Source organism: Pedococcus sp. P2_D7 (genome assembly GCF_056404295.1).
In genome coordinates, this window is record NZ_JBFUEH010000004.1 from 587,243 (window position 1) to 604,783 (window position 17,541).

The 17,541-nt window shown below is 71.8% G+C and carries 15 protein-coding genes; all 15 read left to right on the forward strand.

Annotated features, from left to right (window positions below; all coding sequences use genetic code 11):
• The first annotated feature begins 23 nt into the window (after positions 1 to 23).
• The 15 genes from AC1DWJ_RS12000 to AC1DWJ_RS12070 all read left to right on the forward strand — a co-directional run bounded on the left by AC1DWJ_RS12000 (position 24) and on the right by AC1DWJ_RS12070 (position 17,537).
• Complete coding sequence (locus tag AC1DWJ_RS12000) at positions 24 to 2,714, forward strand: WD40/YVTN/BNR-like repeat-containing protein (RefSeq protein ID WP_457253359.1); 2,691 nt, start codon at positions 24 to 26, stop codon at positions 2,712 to 2,714.
• A gap of 84 nt (positions 2,715 to 2,798) precedes the next feature.
• A complete protein-coding gene (gene ftsY, locus AC1DWJ_RS12005; protein WP_457253357.1) occupies positions 2,799 to 4,019 on the forward strand; it encodes a signal recognition particle-docking protein FtsY in 1,221 nt (406 codons plus the stop codon).
• Positions 4,012 to 5,076: a hypothetical protein gene (locus AC1DWJ_RS12010; RefSeq protein ID WP_477620877.1), complete on the forward strand. Its 1,065-nt coding sequence runs from the start codon at positions 4,012 to 4,014 to the stop codon at positions 5,074 to 5,076. The genes ftsY and AC1DWJ_RS12010 overlap by 8 nt, the downstream gene beginning before the upstream one ends.
• Positions 5,073 to 5,918: a phosphotransferase gene (locus tag AC1DWJ_RS12015; protein WP_477620878.1), complete on the forward strand. Its 846-nt coding sequence runs from the start codon at positions 5,073 to 5,075 to the stop codon at positions 5,916 to 5,918. Before AC1DWJ_RS12010 ends, AC1DWJ_RS12015 begins: the two co-directional genes overlap by 4 nt.
• A gap of 147 nt (positions 5,919 to 6,065) precedes the next feature.
• Positions 6,066 to 6,422 (forward strand): VOC family protein, encoded by a 357-nt coding sequence (locus AC1DWJ_RS12020; protein ID WP_477620879.1) that lies wholly within the window; start codon positions 6,066 to 6,068, stop codon positions 6,420 to 6,422.
• A gap of 69 nt (positions 6,423 to 6,491) precedes the next feature.
• Positions 6,492 to 6,953, forward strand: coding sequence for a hypothetical protein (locus tag AC1DWJ_RS12025; RefSeq protein ID WP_477620880.1), 462 nt, complete (start codon positions 6,492 to 6,494; stop codon positions 6,951 to 6,953).
• Positions 6,950 to 7,948, forward strand: a complete 999-nt coding sequence (locus AC1DWJ_RS12030) for a hypothetical protein (RefSeq protein WP_477620881.1) — start codon at positions 6,950 to 6,952, stop codon at positions 7,946 to 7,948. The genes AC1DWJ_RS12025 and AC1DWJ_RS12030 overlap by 4 nt, the downstream gene beginning before the upstream one ends.
• Before the next feature lie 9 nt (positions 7,949 to 7,957).
• Positions 7,958 to 8,614: a maleylpyruvate isomerase N-terminal domain-containing protein gene (locus AC1DWJ_RS12035; RefSeq protein ID WP_477620882.1), complete on the forward strand. Its 657-nt coding sequence runs from the start codon at positions 7,958 to 7,960 to the stop codon at positions 8,612 to 8,614.
• A gap of 53 nt (positions 8,615 to 8,667) precedes the next feature.
• Positions 8,668 to 9,618, forward strand: a complete 951-nt coding sequence (locus tag AC1DWJ_RS12040) for a hypothetical protein (protein WP_477620883.1) — start codon at positions 8,668 to 8,670, stop codon at positions 9,616 to 9,618.
• A 107-nt stretch (positions 9,619 to 9,725) separates the two neighbouring features.
• Positions 9,726 to 11,144: an ammonium transporter gene (locus AC1DWJ_RS12045; protein ID WP_457253349.1), complete on the forward strand. Its 1,419-nt coding sequence runs from the start codon at positions 9,726 to 9,728 to the stop codon at positions 11,142 to 11,144.
• The gene (locus AC1DWJ_RS12050; RefSeq protein WP_056922536.1) at positions 11,141 to 11,479 is read left to right on the forward strand and encodes a P-II family nitrogen regulator; all 339 of its coding nucleotides are present in this window, start codon (positions 11,141 to 11,143) and stop codon (positions 11,477 to 11,479) included. The genes AC1DWJ_RS12045 and AC1DWJ_RS12050 overlap by 4 nt, the downstream gene beginning before the upstream one ends.
• A 280-nt stretch (positions 11,480 to 11,759) precedes the next feature.
• Positions 11,760 to 14,135 (forward strand): [protein-PII] uridylyltransferase, encoded by a 2,376-nt coding sequence (locus tag AC1DWJ_RS12055; RefSeq protein ID WP_457253348.1) that lies wholly within the window; start codon positions 11,760 to 11,762, stop codon positions 14,133 to 14,135.
• A 78-nt stretch (positions 14,136 to 14,213) separates the two neighbouring features.
• Positions 14,214 to 15,824, forward strand: a complete 1,611-nt coding sequence (ffh, locus tag AC1DWJ_RS12060; protein WP_457253347.1) for a signal recognition particle protein — start codon at positions 14,214 to 14,216, stop codon at positions 15,822 to 15,824.
• Positions 15,821 to 16,645, forward strand: coding sequence for an alpha/beta fold hydrolase (locus AC1DWJ_RS12065; protein WP_457253346.1), 825 nt, complete (start codon positions 15,821 to 15,823; stop codon positions 16,643 to 16,645). Before ffh ends, AC1DWJ_RS12065 begins: the two co-directional genes overlap by 4 nt.
• A gap of 49 nt (positions 16,646 to 16,694) precedes the next feature.
• Positions 16,695 to 17,537, forward strand: a complete 843-nt coding sequence (locus AC1DWJ_RS12070) for a class I SAM-dependent methyltransferase (protein WP_477620884.1) — start codon at positions 16,695 to 16,697, stop codon at positions 17,535 to 17,537.
• Positions 17,538 to 17,541 lie beyond the last annotated feature (4 nt).

The window sequence follows — 17,541 nt, forward strand, 5'->3', positions numbered from 1 at the left end:
CCTTTTCAGAGGGAGTACCGCGGATGGCAACACCACTCACGTCCCGCACGCGTCGCATCATCGCGGCCGGCTGCGGCCTGGCCCTGGTCGTCGGCGGTTCCGCCGGCTTCCTGGGTCGGCACGAGCTGAACGAGGCCTGGCTGAAGTACCAATGGCGTGACCGGCACTACAACGCTGCCGTCATGGAGAAGGCCTTGATGATCGCCGGGGGCAACCCGACCGAGGCCCAGAACGAGTCCAAGGAGGCGGTGACGATCGCCGAGCAGTTCGCGCAGGCGCGCACCGCTCCCGGCATCGTCGCGCCCGGCGCGTATGGCAACGCCTTCACCCAGATCCAGGGCCTGACCCACTCGGCCGGCACCTGGAAGGAGGTCACCGGCGTCCCCTACAACGCCGATGACCCGCGCTACCGCGACTACTACTCCAACTCCTCCGGTGGCGCCGGCCACGTGACCGGACGGGTCACCGGACTGGCGGCCGACAGTGCCAACCACGTGTATGCCGCGGGCGCCGACGGCGGTGTCTGGCGCTCCTCCCAGGGCGGCGGCGCGTGGACGTCGATCGCCGACACCCTGCCCTCCCTGAGCGGCGGTGACCTCCAGCTCGCCGGTGACGGCTCGCTGTGGTTCGCGACCGGCGAGTCCAACACCGGTGCCACCTCGTTCGTGGGGGCCGGCGTCTACCGGCTCGGCAGCCCCACGTCGAGCGCGTTCGCCCCGACCGACCGGGTCGGTGGCAAGGAGCTCGAGTCCACCACCATCGGCCGGATCAGGTTCGGCGGCGGGGCGACCGTCTTCGCCGCGACCAACCGCGGCATCTGGTACCACGCGGCAGGCAGCAAGGCCGGGGCCTGGACCTTCGGCTTCGCGCCCAACCCCACGTGGATGCCCGAGATCAAGGACGACGCGGGCAACGTCCTCGTGCCGGCCGGGTCCAACTGGGGAGGCAACACCTCCTCGGGACCCACCGACGCGGCATACAAGAACATCGTCAACGACATCGCGGTCGACCCGAAGAACCCCAAGCACGTCGTGGCAGCCATCGGCTGGCGGTCGGGTGACACCTACAACGGGTTCTACGAGACCAACGACTTCACCGCCGGCCCGTCGAGCTGGCACAAGCTCTCGGTGACCCTCGGCAGCATCACCAACACCTCCGACGTGGGGTACACGACCTTCGCGTTCAGCAAGACCGGTGACCGGCTGTACGCCCTGGTTCAGCAGCCCAGCAAGATCAGCGGCTCGTCGTCGCTGGCGGGGATCTTCGAGTCGAAGACCGGCTCGCCCAAGGGCCCGTGGAACAAGATCGCCGACGCCGCGCAGCTGCACAACAGCGGATCGGCCTTGGACCGCAAGGGTTACGGCGTCGGCGTCCAGGCCTGGTACAACCAGTTCCTCACCGTCGACCCGGCCAACAGCAACCACGTGTGGGCCGGCCTGGAAGAGGTCTTCGAGACGAAGGACGCCGGGAGCCACTGGTCGGCGGTGTCGCCGTACTGGAACTTCTACTTCCCCTGCTGGAACATCGCCGACTCCAAGAACACCTGCCCGATGGCCGGCCACCCCGACCAGCACTCCGTGGCCGTCGGCAGCCGCAACGACACCCCCGTCGTGTTCTTCGGCAACGACGGCGGCGTCTACCGCCGCCCGGTGAACGGCACGGTCAACGCCAACGGGAACGCCACCGACCTCGAGTCCACCTCGACCGACGGCACCCTCGACGCGCTGCAGTACTACTCGGTCTCCGTCGGCAAGGAGACTGCCGGCAGCGGGGTGGTCGTCTCCGGTGGCCTGCAGGACAACGGAACGTCCAACCTGCGCAAGGTCGCCACGAACGGCACCAACGGCGACACCGAGATGGGTTCTGGCTTCGGCGGTGATGGTGGTGACAGTGCCGCCGACCCGCGCCAGGGCTGCAACCAGCTGCAGGAGTACGTCTACCTGGCGGTCAAGGTCACGAACAACTGCGCCACGAACCCCGGCGCCCTGAGCGAGGCCGCGGCGACCAGCTGGTCGCTCGACCCCGGTGACCCCAACCCCCGGTTCATCGCGCCGGTCGGGCTCGATGGCGCCGACCCGGACACCGCCATCTTCGGCGGCCAGTTCGTCTACACCGTCCCGAAGGTGTGGGCCGCTCGCGACGCCTCGGCCGTGAAGAAGGTCTTCGACCTCGGCGCCGGCCACCAGGCCACGGCGGTCTCGATGCAGGGTGGCACCGCATACGTGTCGTGGTGCGGGCCGTGCAACAACAACGGTTTCGCTCGTGGCATCGCGACCAACGCGGGCGGGACGTGGCACCAGCTGACGCTGTCCTCGACCTTCCCGAACCGGTTCGTGCAGGGCCTGACCGTCGACCCGACCAACACCCAGCACGCGTATGCCGCCATCAACGGCTTCTCGCGCCGGTTCACCGAGGGTCCGGGCGCCGGGGTCGGCCACCTCTACGAGACCACGGATGGCGGAGCCAGCTGGACCGACACGAGCGGCAACCTGCCGGACGTGCCGGCGAGCTCCGTCAAGCAGCTGGGCAACGGGGGAGTGGTCCTCGGCACCGACCTGACCACCTTCTACCGGGCCAAGGGCGCGACGACGTGGCAGGTGCTCGGCACCGGCCTCCCGCTGACGGTGGTCATGGACCTTGAGTCCGCGCCGGACGGCAACCTCTACGCCGCCACCCACGGCCGGGGTATCTGGAGCATCCCGGCTCCGCGGTAGCGGGGCCACGAGAGTCGAGGTGGGCGTACCCGGATCGCGGGTGCGCCCACCTCGAATCGTGTCGCGGGGCGGTGATGGGGGAGGATGGCGCGCGTGATCGATCAGCTGTGGGAATGGATTGCCGTCATCGTCGGGCTCCTCGTCATCCTCGGCGGGGTGCTGCTCGGACTCGTGCGTGGCCGCGCAGGCCGCACCAAGTCAGCGCCCTCACCGACCCCGACTCGCGACCGCGACGTGCTGCCCGGCGTGGGCGACGACGCCGAACCGCCGCGCGACGCCCCCAAGCGGTCGATCGAGGACGCCGGCTCGGTCGACACCCTCCCCACCCCGGTCGACGAGACCCTCCCGTCCCCGACTCCGGCGACCACGCTCGACCGCCCTGACGCTCCCGCCGGTCGCCTCCAGCGGCTGCGGGCCCGGCTGGCGCGGTCGAACACCGCCCTCGGCCAGGGGCTGCTCGCCCTGCTGTCCCGCGGTCACCTCGACGAGGAGGCCTGGGAAGAGGTCGAGGACACCCTCATCGCCTCCGACCTCGGCGTCGAGGCCAGCACCGAGCTCGTCGAGTCGCTGCGCGCCCGCGTGAAGATCGAGGGCACGACCGACGAGTCGACCGTGCGCGGCTGGCTCCGTGAGGACCTGCTGCGGCTCGTCGACCCCACCCTCGACCGCACCGTCGTCAGCTCCCGCGTCGACGGGCGCCCGGCTGTCGTCATGGTCGTCGGCGTCAACGGCACCGGCAAGACCACGACGGTCGGCAAGCTGGCGCGGGTGCTCGTCGCCGAGGACAAGGACGTCGTGCTCGGCGCCGCCGACACCTTCCGTGCGGCGGCCGCCGACCAGCTCGAGACCTGGGGGGCTCGCGTCGGCGTGCCGACCGTGCGCTCCGACCGTGACGGCGCGGACCCCGCAGCCGTGGCGTTCGACGCCGTGAAGGCGGGTGCCGAGCTCGAGGCCGACGTGGTGCTCATCGACACCGCCGGACGGCTGCACAACAAGGTCGGCCTCATGGACGAGCTGCGCAAGGTCAAGCGCGTGATCGAGAAGCAGAGCCCGATCGACGAGGTGCTCCTCGTGCTCGACGCCACCACCGGTCAGAACGGCCTGCGGCAGGCCGAGGTCTTCGCCGAGGTCGTCGACGTCACCGGGATCGTGCTCACCAAGCTCGACGGCACGGCCAAGGGCGGCATCGTGGTCTCCGTGCAGCGCAAGCTCGGGGTGCCGGTCAAGCTCGTGGGCCTGGGCGAGGGGCCGGACGACCTCGCGCCGTTCGACCCCGAGGCCTTCGTCGACGCGCTCCTTGCCTGACCTTCGCGGGCTCCTCACCGCGGCGCTCGCCATGGCTGCGGTGGGTATGCCGTGTGCCGCCGCCCCGGCGGCCGCCGCCGGTGCAGGACGGGTGGACTTCCGGTTCGAGGACGCCCGGATCAGCGAGTCGTCGGGGCTGGCCCTCAGTGTCCGCCACCCGCACACGGTCTGGACGGTCAACGACTCCGGCGACACCGCACGGGTCTTCGCCGTCGACACCCGCACCGGCGCGACGGTCGGGGTGCACACCTTCGCCGCCGCGGTGCGTGACGTCGAAGCCCTGGCGGTCACGCAGCAGGGGCGGATGCTGGTGGCCGACATCGGTGACAACGGCGCCTCCCGCGACCTGGTGAGGGTCTTCTGGTTCGACGAGCCGAAGCTGGGCACGACCTCCGGCGCGCGTGGTGGACCGGCATCGTGGGAGCTCCGCTACCCCGACGGACCGCACGACGCGGAGGCGATCGCAGTCGACCCGCGGACGGGTCGCGTGGTGGTCGTCACCAAGGGTCGGCCGGGCAGCGTCTACGCCCTCCCGACCTCGCCCAGCCGTCAGGGGGTCAACCGGCTTACTCGCGTCGGCTCGGCGCCCTCGACCGTGACCGACGCCGTCTACCTCCCCGACGGCTCCGCGCTCGCCGTCCGGACCTACACCTCGCTCCACCTGCTCGACCCGCGCACGTGGACCGAGCAGCTCACCACGCTGCTCCCGCTCCAGCCGCAGGGGGAGACCCTGGCCGTCGCGCCGGGCGGGACCGGTGTGCTGGTGGGCAGCGAGGGCCGGGGCTCCCGCGTCCAGGAGATAGCCCTGCCGCAGCTGCCGAGCACCTCGACCGGCACCGCCACGGCTACTCCCACGACCTCGTCGCCCGACTCGTCGGCCACTCATTCGACCGTCCCCACCACGCCCGCGCCGACCCCTGGCCACGGCGCGGGTGGCGACGACGGCGCACCGCTGGTCGTCAACCGCGGTGAGCTGGTCGCCGGGCTCGGTGCCAGTGCGGGGCTCGTGCTGCTGGCGCTCCTCGTCGTCCGGCTCTCGCGCAGGCACCGACGGTGAGCGATCGCCAGGCGCCACGCGCCGACGTCGAGGAACCACTGGTCGAGGAGGCGTTGAGCGGGGGCAACACCGGCGTGGTGGTGCGGGTCGGCGACACGGTCCGCCGGCAGGCCGGGCACTGGACCCCGGCGGTGCACGCGCTGCTCGACCACCTCGAGTCCGTCGGCTTCGATGCCGCGCCCCGCGCCCTCGGCACCGATGCTCAGGGGCGCGAGGTCGCGGCATACCTGCCCGGGCAGGTGGGGACGCTGGGGCCGGACGTGCTGGCCCCGGAGTTCCGGACCGTCGAGGCGTGCCGCGCCATCGGTGCCTGGCTGCGCGCCTTCCACGATGCACAGGCGGGGTTCGAGCCCGACCCGGCCCTGCCGTGGCGCGTCGTGCCCGGTCGCGCCCTGGCCGCCGGGGAGGTGGTGGTGCACCACGACGTGGGCACCTACAACACGGTGCTGCGACCTGACGGCTCGTTCGCCGTCATCGACTTCGACTTCGCCTCGCCCGGACAACCCGTGGAGGACATCGCGTACGTGCTCTGGTCCTGGACGCCGCTGTGGCACGACGAGGCAGCGGTGCGCCGCGAGATGGGCGGGGTGTCGCTGTCGGAGCGGCTGCACAAGTGCGCGGCGGTGCTCGACGGGTATGCCGCGGACTCGGCCCTGCGCGCGCAGGTGCCCGACGCGGTGCTGCGCCGCATGACGCAGCAGTCGCGCACCCTGGAAGACCTTGCGGCGCAAGGGGATCCGGCGTTCGTGCGGATGGTCGCCGAAGGGCACGCCGAGCGGCCCCGGCTCGACGCCGAGTGGTTCGGGCAGCGGCGCGACCTGTTCGAGGCCGCGATCACCTGACCCTGTGGGTCCTCGTCGGCTCGGTCCACCGGGCGAGGGGCGAGAACCTCATCACGCTTGCCGACCGGGTCCACCGTCTACGACGCGCCACCATGGGGCCCCCAGCGGCGCTGGGTGACTGTCGGGGGTCGTGGCTAGCGTGACTCCATGGCTCCGACACACCACACCATCGACTACATCGAGCTCGCGGCGCCCGACCTCGGCGCCGCGCGCGACTTCTACTCCGCCGCCTTCGGCTGGGAGTTCAACGACTACGGCGGCGAGTACGCCGGCATCGTCGCCCCGGGAGGGGAGGGCGAGGTCGGGGGGCTGAACCCCGAGGGACGCCCTGGCCCCGGCGGTGCCCTGGTCCTGCTCTATTCCGACGACCTCGACTCGACCGTCACCCGGGTCCGTGAGGCCGGGGGCACGATCGCGCGCGAGCCCTATGAGTTCCCCGGCGGACGGAGGTTCTTCTTCCGTGACCCCGCCGGCAATGAGCTCGGGGTGTGGGCGACCGCCTGAGCCTGGTCCGGTCGCCGCCTCGGCCGTCGGGTCGGCCGGACGGCCACCCCGATGGCCTAGCCTGAGCGGGTGGAAACGGGGGTGGACCGACTCGGTCGGGCAGCGAAGACGTGGCGAGCGGCTGTCGTCCTCGGCCTCACCGTCGTGTTCTGCGCGGGGTCCCTCGTCGGTGACGACCACTGGTGGCCGTTCAGCCCGTGGCGGATGTTCTCGACCTCGCAGGCGGCCACCGGCTCGGTCTGGTCGACCGGCATCGAGGTGCAGACCGCTGACGCACCGGGGCAGTGGGTGCGTGCCCCGCTGACCCCGGAAAACGTCGGGCTGAACCGGGCCGAGGTCGAGGGACGCATCCCACAGATCGAGGCCGACCCGTCCCGGCTCGGCACGCTCGCACGCAGCCATGCCCAGCTGCGCCCCACCTCCGCGGAGTGGACCGCCCTGCGGGTCGTGCGCCGACTCATCGTCGTGGTCGACCGCAAGCCCACCGGCGAGGTGCGCACCGAGGTGCTCGCCCAGTGGCAGGCGCCGTGAGCACCGGGGGGTCGGTCGGGACGCCCGCGAACGACGTGACCGGGCTGGGGCGACGCCTCGGTCGACGGTGCTCGGGCTGGCTGTTCGCCCCCATGCCGTTGTCGCGGGTCGCGGCCCTGCGCGTGCTCGTCTTCGCCTTCGTCATCGTCGACGTCGTCCTCCTGCACACCTCCGGCTGGTACCACGGCTACGCCGACCCGGTCTGGTACGAGCCACTGGTCCTGGGCAGGGTGCTGCACGTGCCCGCGGCGTCGGTGCTGCTCGTGCAGCTCCTCAAGTGGGGCTGCGTCGTCGCTGCCCTGGCGGCGATGACCGGTCGTGCCCCACGGGTGCTCGGGTGGGCGGTGGCCGTCGGCTGGGTCTGGTACCAGTACGTCGCGTTCTCCTACGGCAAGGTCGACCACGACCGGGCCGACTTCGTCGTGGCCCTCGCCCTGCTGCCGACGGTCGGGCTGGCGCACCTGTCCGACCAGCGGCGCAGTGAGGCGGCCGGCTTCGCCCTGCGTGCGGTCCAGCTCGCCGCGGTGGCGACCTACTTCCTCTCCGCGTGGGCCAAGGTCCGCTTCGGTGGCTGGGACTGGGTCAACTCCGCGACCATGGTCCGGGCCGTCGTCCGGCGCGGGACGCCGATGGCCCAGTGGCTGCTCGACGTGCCGTGGACCCTGCACTGGTTCCAGTGGGTGCTGATGGGGGCCGAGCTCACCTCGCCGGTGATCTTCCTGCTGTCCGAGAAGTGGCGACGCCGTGCCGTGGGTGGCTGGTTCATCTTCCACGCCATGACCTACGGCGCCATCACCATCGCCTTCTGGCCCCACCTCGTGATGATGCTCGCCTTCCTCCCCCTCGAGCGGTATGCCGCGTGGCTGCGCGAGCGGTTCGCTCGCCTCCGTGGCGGCACACCGCCCACGGCACCCGAGGGGTCGCCTCCCGCACCCCCTCCCGAACCGCTGGATGCGGACCGCTCGAGCCGTGACCCCGTCGGTGCCGCCGGTTAGGGTCGTCCCGTGAGCCGAGCCGAGCACGTCGCCGCCTTCCTCTCCGCCGTCGACCTGAGCGTCGACCTGGCCGCGCGGCCCGAGGTGCGCGAGGCCTGGGGTCGCGAGAGCGCGTGTGCGGGCATGACCGTGGGAGGGCTTGCCCACCACCTGCTCAAGCAGGCCGGCAACACCGTGACAGGGCTGCGCGCTGCGCCGGTCGCGGCTGGTGACGACGCCCCGCTGATCGGGCTGCAGGAGCACTACGCCCGGGCCGCGTGGGTGGAGGCCGCCCCGGACGACGACGTCAACGTGTCGATTCGTGAGGGCGACAACGAGGCGGCGGGCGTCGGTCCCGACGTCGTGCTCGAGCTCGGTCGCGAGTGGGCCGCGGAGCTGCCCTGGCTGCTCGGTGCGCCGCGCCGGCCCGACACGATCTTCATCGGGTGGCAGGGCTGGTCGCTGTCCACCGAGGACTTCCTCACGACGCGGATGATGGAGATGGTGGTGCACGGCGACGACCTGGCCGCGAGCGTCGGGGTGGACACCCCGACCTACCCCGACGACGTGGTCGGGCCGGTGCTGGGCCTGCTCACCGGGGTCGCCGTGCGGCGACACGGGCAGACCGCCGTGGTCCGCGGCCTGAGCCGCCCGCAGCGGGCGCCCGGCTCGATCTCGGCCTTCTGACGCGAGGGCACCACGCGGCATACCTCGTCGGTCGTCGCGCTATCGTCGGCGCCGTGCAGCCAGACCAAGAGCACCTGCCCGCGGCCGTGGTGGCGGAGGCCGCGGCGCCCCTTCCGGACGACGTCGCGGGCTACCGCGACGCCCTCCTCGCGGCGGCCGACGCGCACGACCCGATCCGGATGGACCACCTCGTGCACGGCTGGGCGCAGGCCCGCGCCGAGCTGCTGCCGGTCACCGACCCGGCCGAGCTGACCATGCAGGCCGTGCTCGACCGGCGCCTCGGGCAGATCCTGTTCGGGGCCGGTCATCCCGCGGCGGCGCAGGTCCTGAGCGACGCCCTGGGTGCTGCGGTACTCGCCGACGACGAGGTCGAGACCCTGCGCTGCCACGTCGCGCTGGTGCCGGTGGAGGTGCTGCTGGGCGACACCGACGCGCTCGCGGCCGGGCGCGGCTACGTCGAGCAGCTGCAGGCCCTGGGGGAGCCGGCTCACGCCGCCGGCGGACTGATGGGGCTGGCGCAGGTCGCACCCCCGGAGGAAGGGCCGGTGCTCGTGTTGCGGGCCTCGCACCTCTACGAGCAGGCGGGTGATGGCGGCTGGGCTGCCGAGGCGGCCGTGCTGGCGGCGCGGGCCCTGGCTGCGGCGGGCGACCCGCGGGCCGACGACGCCCTCGACCGGGCTCGTCGACTCGTCCATGCCCTGGCGACCGTCGAGCTGCGCGTGGCGCTGGCCGAGGTCGAGGCGATCGTGCTGTGGCAGCGCGGCGACTCGAAGACCGCGGCGACCCTGCTCGGGGAGGCCATCGGGGCGTCCGAGCGCACCGGCCGGCCGGTCGCGCCCGACCTGCAGATCCTGCTCTGCGACATCCTCGTGGAGAGCCGGCAGTGGGAGGCGCTTCGCGCCCCGGCCGGTGCGCTGGTCCGGTTCGGGGAGCTCGTGGAGGACGACGAGCTGACCTCCCTGGGCCAGCGGTACCTCGCGCGGGCAGCAACTCCCACCATGTGAGACCGGCTGCGGTCCGAAACCTGATCCTTACCGAGGTGAGGATCCGCTAACACGGCTGTAACAAATCCCGGCACGCCCTGAAACGCCCGCCGGTCAGAGTTCTGGCCATGACTCCAGCTCTTCTGCCAGCGGCAGACCCCACGATCAACGAGGCCGCGACCGCCTTCATGCTCGTCGCCGCCTCGATGGTCCTGCTCATGACCCCCGGTCTCGCGCTCTTCTACGGCGGAATGACGCGAGCCAAGTCCGTCCTCAACATGATCATGATGTCGTTCGGCGCCCTCGGCGTCGTCGGTGTCATCTACGTGTTGTGGGGCTACTCCATGTCCTTCGGCAACCTGCAGGACGGCACCGGCGACGTCGGTGGCCTGTTCACCAACCCCTTCCACCTGTTCGGCCTCAAGAACGTCATCGGTGAGGATGGCTCGCGCCTGATCGACGTCTTCGGCGTCGACGTGTTCATCCCCGAGACCGTGTTCGTCGGGTTCCAGCTCACCTTCGCCGTCATCACGGTCGCGCTGATCAGCGGTGCCGTCGCCGACCGCGTGAAGTTCTCCACCTGGCTCGTCTTCTCCGGAGTCTGGGCGACCATCGTCTACTTCCCGATCTCCCACATGGTGTGGGGCGGTGGCGTCCTCTCCGGCGCCGAGGGCGGCCTGTCCGCGAAGATCTTCGGCGCGACCGACGGGGTCGCCAACGTGCTCCCGATCGACTTCGCCGGTGGCACTGTGGTCCACATCAACGCCGGTATCGCCGGCCTGGTGCTGGCGCTGATCGTCGGCAAGCGGCTCGGCTTCGGCTCGCAGGCGATGCGTCCGCACAACGTGCCGGTCGTCATGCTCGGCGCCGGCCTGCTGTGGTTCGGCTGGTTCGGGTTCAACGCGGGCTCCGAGCTCGCCGCGGACGGGCTGGCCTCGACGGTCTGGCTCAACACCACCGCCGCCACCTGTGCGGCCATGCTCGGCTGGCTGCTCGTGGAGAAGATCCGTGACGGCCACGCCACGTCGGTCGGTGGCGCCTCGGGCGTCGTCGCCGGACTGGTCGCCATCACCCCCGCCTGTGGCGCGCTGTCGCCCGTCGGCTCCCTGATCCTCGGTGTGGTCGCCGGTGGCCTGTCCGCCCTGGCCGTCGGCCTGAAGTACCGCTTCGGCTACGACGACAGCCTCGACGTGGTCGGTGTCCACCTGGTCGCTGGTCTCTGGGGCACCATCGGTGCGGGTCTGCTCGCCACCGGGTCCGGCCTGTTCTACGGCGGTGGTGCCAAGCAGCTCGTGGTCCAGATCCTCATTGCCTTCGCCTCCCTGCTCATCAGTGGCATCCTGACCGCGGTGATCGCACTGGCCCTGAAGTACACGATGGGTTGGAGGGTCACCGAGGACGTCGAGTCCGACGGCATCGACCAGAGCGAGCACGGTGAGTCCGCCTACGAGCTCACCGGGCTCACCTCCGGCCGGTTCAGCACCGCGTCAGCTGTCACGACGTCGTCCGCCAAGCCTGCCAAGACCCATGAGGGAGCGTCCGCATGAAGCTCGTGACCGCGATCATCAAGCCCCACCAGCTCGACGAGGTGAAGGAGGCCCTCGAGGCCTACGGAATCTCCGGCATGACCGTCAGCGAGGCGTCCGGCTACGGTCGGCAGCGTGGCCACAGCGAGGTCTACCGCGGCGCCGAGTACACCGTCGACTTCGTGCCGAAGGTGCGGGTCGAGGTCCTCGTGGACGACATCGACGCCACCTCCGTGGCCGACGTCATCCTCAAGGCCGCCCAGACCGGCCGGATCGGCGACGGCAAGATCTGGACCGTCCCGGTCGAGGACGTCGTCCGGGTCCGCACCGGAGAGCGTGGCGTCGACGCCCTCTGACCGACCAGCCGCACCGACGGTGCCCGGGACCGCGCGCGCGGTCCCGGGCACTGTCGCGTCCCCACGGCATACCTACCACCACGACTTCTGGCCACGGGTGTGGCACCGAGGGCCGGAAACCGGGGTGCGATGGAGCGCCAGTGGCCAGGAGTGCGAGTCGCCTCGACCGCTCGTGGTCACACGCGAACCGCCCCGACCCGGCACAAACACCCGTAGACGTCTAACACGCGCGTAACACGGGGGCTCACATTCGGAAACGTCGAGAGGGCACGGTGGTGGAGTGACGATCGAGGAGACCGACCTGGCGGCCCGCCGCCTGGACCTGGCGGGGGCGAGGGGCTTCGACGCCCCCGGAGCAGGGCCGACCCGCCGCGACGCCATCGCCAGCCTGACCCGCGACTGGCTCTCCCAGGTGTGGACGCAGGCCCTGGACGGCAAGCCCACCGACGGCATCGCGTTGGCCTCCGTCGGCAGCCTGGCCCGCGGTGACGCCGGCCCCCTCAGCGACGTGGACCTGGTGCTCCTGCACTACGGTCGCTCGCTCAGCGGCGACGACCTGAGGGGCCTGGCCGACCGCGTCTGGTACCCCGTCTGGGACGCCGGCGTGAAGCTCGACCACGCCGTCCGCACGGTGAACCAGTGCCGCACCGTGGCCTCGGGCGACCTGGCGGCAGCCGTGGGGCTGCTCGACCTGCAGTGCGTCGCGGGCGACCCCGAGGTGGTGGCCGCCGCACGCTCGACCGTCTCGCACGACTGGCGCGCGAACGCCCGTCGCCGGCTGCCGCAGCTGGTGGACAGCCTCAAGGCGAGGCACTCCCGGCACGGCGAGCTGGCCCAGAGCCTCGAACCCGACCTCAAGGACGCCCACGGCGGGCTCCGGGACATGACGGTGCTGAACGCCCTCGTGGCGGCGTGGCTGACCGACCGCCCGCACGTCGGGGTCGACGAGGCGCACCAGACGCTGCTCGACGTGCGCGACGCCGTGCACGTGGTCACCGGCCGGGGTCGCGACCGGCTGACCCGCGAGGACCACGACGCCGTCTCCGCGCTCCTGGGCCACACCGACTCCGACGAGCTGATGACGTCAGTGGCCGATGCCGGTCGCACGATCGCCTACGCGCTCGACGGCACGGTCCGCCGCGCCGGGCAGTCGCAGCGGGCCCGCACCCTGAGGGTCGGTCCGCGCCGCCCGCAGCTGAACCCCCTGGGCTTCGGCATGTTCGAGCACGACGGCGAGGTCGTCCTCGGCCCGCGCAGCACCCTGTCCACCGACGCACTGCTGCCCCTGCGCGCCGCCGTGGTCGCCGCACGGGCCAACCTGCCGATCGCCCCGACCACGCTGGCCAACCTGGCCGGACAGGCCCCCACCCTGAGTGAGCCGTGGCCGGAGATCGCGCGCGACCTCTTCGCCGACCTGCTGGCCACCGGCCCCGGGCTCATCGGGGTCTGGGAAGGCCTCGACCAGGCCGGCATCATCGACCGGTGGCTGCCGGAGTGGGCAGCGGTGCGTTCCCGGCCGCAGCGCAGCGCGGTGCACCGCCACACCGTCGACCGCCACCTCATCGAGACCGTCGTCCTGGCCGGGGGACTGGTGCGCAGCGTCACCCGCGCCGACCTGCTGCTGCTCGCCGCGCTGCTCCACGACATCGGCAAGATCCGGGGGGCGCACGACCACTCATCGACGGGCGCGCCGTTGGCCAAGGCGATCGCCACCCGCCTGGGCTACCCCGCCGCTGACGTCGAGGTCGTCACGACCCTGGTGCGCGAGCACCTCACCCTCATCGACCTCGCCACCCGCCGCGACCACCAGGACGCCGGCACGGTCACGGCCGCGCGCGCCGCCGTGGGCGGGTCGCGCGAGGTGTTCGACCTGCTCGTCGCGCTCACCGAGGCCGACGCGAGCGCCGCCGGGCCGGCGGCCTGGACCGACTGGCGAGCGACCTTGTTGAGCCAGCTCGCAGAGGCCGCCCGCAAGGGCTGGGAGGAAGGCGCCGTGCCACCGCCGGCCGAGACCGCGACCGTCGACGAGGACGACCTGCGCTCCGTGGCCGCAGGCGACCCTCGGGTCATCGTCCGGCCGCAGGGTGGGTGCTACCGCATCGACGTCTTCGACCGCGACCGGCTGGGACTGTTCGCCGACACCGCAGGGCTGCTCGCTGCATACGGGCTGGTGGTCCGCACCGCGATCCTGCGCACGATCGACGGGGTGGCCGCCAACGAGTGGCACGTCGAGAGCCCGAGCGGTGAGCCGCCGCACGAGGAGCGCATCGTCCGCGGCCTCGAGCGGCTGGCCCAGGGTGACCGGGCCCCGCTAGGCCTGCTCGAACGCCGCCGCCAGTTCGCCGCCCGCCCGAGTGCCGAGTCCGGCACCGGGTCGCCCGGCCAGGCCCGTGCGCTCGTGGTGCCCCACGCATCCGAGGAGGCCACCGTCATCGAGGTGCGCGCCCAGGACCGTCCCGGCCTGCTGCACGAGCTCGGCATGGGGTTCGCCAAGGCCGGCCTCTCGGTGCGCTCCGCGCACATCGCCACGTATGCCGGCCAGACGCTGGACACGTTCTACGTCACCGAGTTCGGTGGTCGCCTCCTGTCGCCGGCCAAGGTCGCGCAGACGGTGGCCATGGTGATCGACACCTGCGACGGAGCCACGCCCTCCTAGACGCCCCAGGTCGTGCGTCTGACGCGGCCCCCTGACACGTGTCAGGCGCGCGACCTGGGGTCGATTAACCTTGGGCGCGTGTTCACCTCACTCTCCGACCGCCTGACAGCCACCTTCAAGAACCTTCGGGGCAAGGGGCGGCTGTCCGAGTCCGACGTCAACGCGACGGTTCGCGACATCCGGCTCGCGCTGCTCGACGCCGACGTCTCGCTGCCGGTCGTGAAGAAGTTCACCTCCGCGGTGCGCGAGCGCGCCCTCGGGGCCGAGGTGTCCGGTGCGCTCAACCCGGCGCAGCAGGTCGTGAAGATCGTCAACGAGGAGCTCGTCGGCATCCTCGGCGGCGCGACTCGGACGATCCAGTTCGCCAAGAACCCACCCACGGTGATCATGCTGGCCGGTTTGCAGGGTGCCGGTAAGACCACGCTTGCGGGCAAGCTCGCCCGGTGGCTCAAGGAGCAGGGCCACACCCCGATCCTCGTGGCCGCCGACCTCCAGCGCCCCAACGCCGTGACCCAGCTCGAGGTCGTCGGTGAGCGGGCCGGCGTGCCCGTGTTCGCCCCCGAGCGCGGCAACGTCGGCGGTCACGACGCCGTCGGCCCGACGGGGGAGGGGACGCGGTCCTTCGGCGACCCGGTCTCGGTCTCGCGAGCCGGAATCGAGCAGGCCCGCCGCGCCCAGCACGACGTCGTCATCGTCGACACCGCCGGCCGCCTCGCCGTCGACGCGAACCTCATGCAGCAGGCCGCCGACATCCGCGCCGCCATCTCGCCCGACGAGGTGCTGTTCGTCATCGACGCGATGATCGGCCAGGCCGCGGTCGACACCGCCCTGGCGTTCCAGGAAGGCGTCGACTTCACCGGTGTCGTCCTGTCCAAGCTCGACGGCGACGCCCGCGGTGGCGCGGCGCTCTCGGTCGCCTCCGTCACCGGGCGCCCGATCATGTTCGCCAGCACCGGCGAGGGTGTGAAGGACTTCGAGGTCTTCCACCCCGACCGGATGGCCTCGCGCATCCTCGACATGGGCGACGTGCTCACCCTCATCGAGCAGGCCGAGAAGGCCTTCGACGCCAGCCACGCGCAGGAGATGCAGCGCAAGTTCCTCGCCGAGGAGGACTTCACCTTCGACGACTTCCTGCAGCAGATGTCGGCGCTCAAGAAGATGGGCGGCATGAAGGCGATGCTCGGCATGATGCCGGGCATGGGCCAGATGAAGGCCCAGCTCGACAACCTCGACCCGCGCGAGTTCGACCGCATCGAGGCCATGGTGCGGTCGATGACGCCGTTCGAGCGCACCCACTCCAAGCAGATCAACGGCTCGCGCCGACTGCGCATCGCCAAGGGCTCGGGCGTCGAGGTGTCCGAGGTCAACGCGCTGCTCGAGCGCTTCACCGAGGCCCAGAAGATGATGAAGCAGCTCGCCCGTGGTGGCGGCATCCCGGGGATGCCCGGCCTGCCGGGCATGGGCGGCGGCAAGAAGGGCCGCCAGCAGCAGCCCCAGCGCAAGAAGTCCAAGTCCGGCAACCCCGCCAAGCGGGCCGCCGAGGAGCGGGCGGCTGCCGAGAAGGCGTCGTCGGCCAAGACCGGTGGCGGTGGCTCCGCTTTCGGCGCGCAGGCCGGGGACGGCGGCATACCGGCTGACCTCGACCCCAACCAGCTGCCCGCGGGCTTCGAGAAGTTCCTCGGCAGGTGAGCCCGGCAGCACGGCTGCACACCCTGTCGGTCGGCACGGCCGGTCCGCGAATCGCCTTCCTGCACGGGCTTTTCGGGCAGGGCCGCAACTGGTCACAGATCGCCAAGGCGCTCGCGGGCCCCGACGGCACCGGTGCGCGCAGCACCTTGGTCGACCTCCCGGACCACGGCCGGTCACCGTGGTCGCAGGAGTTCTCCTTCGAGGGGTATGCCGCGGCCGTCGCCGACACCCTGCGCGGCATCGACGCCGAGACGCCCTGGGTCGTCGTGGGTCACTCGCTGGGCGGCAAGACCGCCATGCTGCTCGCCCTCCAGCACCCGGAGCTGGTGTCGCGGCTGGTCGTCGTCGACATCGCACCGAAGAGCTACGGCAGCCTGGAGCGGTTCAGCGGCTACATCGAGGAGATGCAGCGGCTCCCGCTCGCCGAGCTGACCAACCGGGTCGACGCCGAGGCGCGGTTCGAGGAGCCGAACGCCGGGGTCAAGGCGTTCCTCCTCCAGAACCTGCGCCGGGACCGCGACTCGTGGCGGTGGCAGGCCAACCTCGAGCTGTTCGCTGCCGACGCGGCGAAGGGGACCGACTCGGTGATCGCCGCGTGGCCCGACGTCGCCGCTCGGCTCCAGCCCTACCCGGGTCCGGTCCTGTGGGTCGCCGGGTCGGACTCGACCTACATCACGGACGAGGACCTGCCCGCAATGCGTGCGCTGTTCCCGAAGGTGCGGCAGCTGACGGTGAAGGGCGCCACGCACTGGGTGCACACAGACGCCCCGGAGATCGTCGTCGAGGCGCTGCGCCGGTTCGCCCACACCGGTCAGCGCTAGAGCACGAACCCGGCTCGCGCGGCATACCCAGCCAAGCCACACTCGGGTCATGACCGGACTCGAAGAGGCGATCGCGCCGAGCCCCGTGGCGGCGTTGTTCGACGCCGTCGCCGTCGCCGACGACTACGACCAGACGGGCGTCGACTTCTTCGCCCCGATCGCCGATGGGTTGGTCGCCGAGCTCGACCCGCAGCCCGGTGAGTCGTGTGTCGACCTCGGGTGCGGGCGCGGCGCCGTGACACTCGGCCTGGCCGAGCGGGTGCTGCCCGAGGGCTCCGTCGTGGGCCTGGACGTCAGCAGGGGCATGCTCGCGCACGCCCGCGAGCTGGTGGCGTCCCGGGGCTTCGACGTCGACCTCCGGGTCGGGGACGCGGCCGACCCGTCGCTGCCGCGCGGTGCCTTCGACGTGGTGGCGTCGTCGCTCGTGCTGTTCTTCCTGCCCGACCCTCCCGCTGCGCTGGCCCGCTGGGTCGAGCTGCTCGCTCCGGGGGGTCGGATCGGGATCGCCACCTTCGGCGACCCGGACCCGGTCTGGGACGCCGTCGACAAGGAGTTCGGGCCGTGGGTGCCGCCGATGATGAAGGACCCGCGGGTCGTCGGCCCGGACAGCCCGTTCACCTCCGACGCGGGCATGGAGGAGATGCTGAGGAACGCGGGTGCTGTCGACGTGCGGACCGGTGGGTTCCGGCTGGAGGTCCGGTTCGGCGACGTCGGCGGGTGGGAGCGGTTCTCGAGGTCGACGGGCCAGCGCGCCGTGTGGGCCCGGATGTCCGAGGACGAGGTTGCCGGAGTCGTGGCGAGGGCTGGAGAGCACCTCGAGAACGCGTGCGACGAGAACGGGAGCGTCGTGGTGTGGCAGGACATCCGCTACACCCTCGGGGTCGCTCCCTAGCGTC

Excerpts from the sequence above, each read along its gene's own strand:
- AC1DWJ_RS12020 (WP_477620879.1), top strand. The coding sequence starts at position 6,066 with ATGGCTCCGACACACCACACCATCGACTACATCGAGCTCGCGGCGCCC.
- ftsY (WP_457253357.1), top strand. The coding sequence starts at position 2,799 with ATGGCGCGCGTGATCGATCAGCTGTGGGAATGGATTGCCGTCATCGTC.
- AC1DWJ_RS12050 (WP_056922536.1), top strand. The coding sequence starts at position 11,141 with ATGAAGCTCGTGACCGCGATCATCAAGCCCCACCAGCTCGACGAGGTG.
- AC1DWJ_RS12070 (WP_477620884.1), top strand. The coding sequence starts at position 16,695 with ATGACCGGACTCGAAGAGGCGATCGCGCCGAGCCCCGTGGCGGCGTTG.
- AC1DWJ_RS12000 (WP_457253359.1), top strand. The coding sequence starts at position 24 with ATGGCAACACCACTCACGTCCCGCACGCGTCGCATCATCGCGGCCGGC.
- AC1DWJ_RS12045 (WP_457253349.1), top strand. The coding sequence starts at position 9,726 with ATGACTCCAGCTCTTCTGCCAGCGGCAGACCCCACGATCAACGAGGCC.